Origin of the sequence: Shewanella sp. 11B5, assembly GCF_002836795.1 — a bacterium.
In the GTDB taxonomy this organism is placed as follows: Bacteria; Pseudomonadota; Gammaproteobacteria; order Enterobacterales; family Shewanellaceae; genus Shewanella; species Shewanella frigidimarina.
Window position 1 is genome coordinate 1 of the sequence record NZ_PJAP01001036.1, and the last position, 2,570, is coordinate 2,570.

Below are 2,570 nucleotides of genomic sequence, written 5' to 3' on the forward strand. Positions count from 1 at the left end.
AGGCGTAATAACAGTACTTGCTTTAGGTCTACTTTAGCGGCTTCATCAAGTTGTAATCTAATCGGTGTGGGATGAGCTAGCTGTGCTTGATGCAAGTAACTGACATCCTTACCATCAACAGCAGTGCTGATCGCATCGACAATACTGGCGTAAGAAACACCCATTAAGCTGGCTTTATTTCGATCAATGATGACTTGCCACTTTTGTTGTTGCGCAGGCAAATATATATCCATATCAACAACGTATTCGGTATCTCTAAAACGTTGCAATAAGTCATTTGCTGCTTGTTCACGTAACTCGGTGTTAGGCGCATAAACCTCAGCAACGATGGGTGACCACACAGGCGGGCCAGGTGGCACCTCAACAATCTTGATATTGGCTTGATAACGTAGGCCAATTTGTTGCAACGGCTCGCGCACAGAAGATGCAATCGTATGACTGTCACGATCGCGATGCTTTTTATCCACTAGATTGACCTGGATTTCACCGAGCTCTTGGCTGCTGCGTAAAAAATAATGTCGAACTAAACCATTAAAATTCATAGGTGCATGAGTGCCTGCATACAACTGTAAATGTTCTATTTCTTCAACAGAGGTAAGATATTGACTAAGATCTTGCAGTACTCTTTGAGTTTGCTCCACAGGTGTGCCTTCAGGCATGTCGACCATTACTTGAAACTCAGACTTATTATCAAAAGGCAGCATTTTTAAGACCACTGCTTGCATCACTGGTAGGGCGACAGCGAAGGCTATCAATAATACGATCCCCAAAGCTAAGCCTTTTCGTGCTTTTGGCGCATGTTCTCCGAGTAAAAAAGGACTCATTATTCGGGTAAAAAGACGAGTTAATCGATTGTCTTCTTCTACCGGTATGCCAGTGTCAGTCGCTATATTGGTCGAGCTATGTGACTTTTTATGTGGCTTTAACAATATTCGGCTCAACCACGGGGTCATAATAAACGCGATTAATAACGAAATAATCATTCCCATACTGGCATTAATCGGAATTGGGCTCATGTATGGACCCATTAGTCCGGATACGAATGCCATTGGTAGTAGGGCAGCTATAACGGTGAAAGTGGCTAATATGGTTGGTCCGCCGACTTCATCTACGGCATGAGGAATAAGCTCGCTTATAGGTTTATTACTCATGGCCATATGCCGATGAATATTCTCTACTACTACGATGGCGTCATCGACCAAGATGCCAATGGAGAAAATAAGTGCAAACAATGAAATCCGGTTTAGGGTAAATCCCCACGCCCAAGATGCAAATAAGGTAATAGCGAGAGTGATAATAATGGCAACACCAACTACGGCAGACTCACGAAGCCCCATGGTGAAAAATACCAGTAGCACAACCGCTGATGTGGCAAAAATCAATTTAAAAATAAGCGTATTAGATTTATCTCCAGCTGTTTTACCGTAGTTGCGAGAGATAGCGACATTGACATTATCGGGAATTAAAACGTTATCGACAGCATCTATTTTAGCTAATACGGCATTAGCTATGTCGACGGCATTTTGCCCCGCCTGTTTACCAATAGCGATTGTTATAGCAGGGTAAGTTCCTTTGTCTGTTACGTGCCAAACGTGTTGTTTCGGAATATCACTTTTAAGACTAACATCGGCGACATCAGATAAATAAACTGCACGGGGAAATGGACTTCTATCCGTTATAGACTCCGGTTGATTGACTTTAATCAGCAGATTATTAACATCATCAAGCGAACGTAAAAACTGCCCAGCTTGCAGTTTAATTTCTTGATTAAACTGGGTCATGGAACCGACCGTAGACATTTGATTATTATCTTGCAACGTGGCACTAATATCGTTGAACGTTACGCCGAAACTGTTCATTTTGACAGGATCAATGCGCACATTTAACACCATCTCGTGGCCACCTTGACTATAAATCTCTCGAGTACCAGGTATCCGTTTTAGTTCGGTTTCTAGGCCTGATGCGACCAAGGTAAGCTGCTCTGCGGTGATGTTTGGATCTTGAGACCAGAGCGTCAATCCTACTATTGGTACGTCATCAATACCTCTAGGTTTGATTAATGGTTCTCCAATGCCTGCAGCATGGTTAAACTTATCGCTGTTTGAATAAAGTTGATTATATAAGTTAACCACAGCTTCATCTCGTGGTACCCCAACGTCAAAAATCGCAATAATGAGCGCGCCATCCGGCTGAGAAAATGAGTACAGGGTATCAATGCCTTTTATTTCAGAAATAATCCGTTCTGCAGGCAAGGTGACCTGGTTTTCAACTTCCGTTGGTGTGGCTCCAGGGTAGGGAATAAACACATCTGCAAAGGTGACATCAATTTGAGGCTCTTCTTCTTTAGGAGTAATAATCACCGCAAAAAGGCCGAGTAATAAACCTAAAATAGCCAGTAATGGGGTAATGGCGCTGTGTTGAAATGCCTTTGCTATTGAGCCTGAAAGGCCTAGTTTTATCGATTCATTAGGTGTTGTCATCAGGTTTACTCCTGACCTTTTGCAGCAGAGGACTGTATTAAATAACGTCCAGCGTCGATAACAATTTCATCGCCTTCCATTAAACCTGAT

Annotated in this window: 1 protein-coding gene; it reads right to left on the reverse strand. The window is 42.7% G+C overall.

The features are described 5' to 3' along the window. Positions 1 to 2,480 (reverse strand): efflux RND transporter permease subunit (locus CXF78_RS19960; RefSeq protein ID WP_102037739.1); only part of this gene is annotated, 2,480 nt, incomplete at its 3' end. Positions 2,481 to 2,570 lie beyond the last annotated feature (90 nt).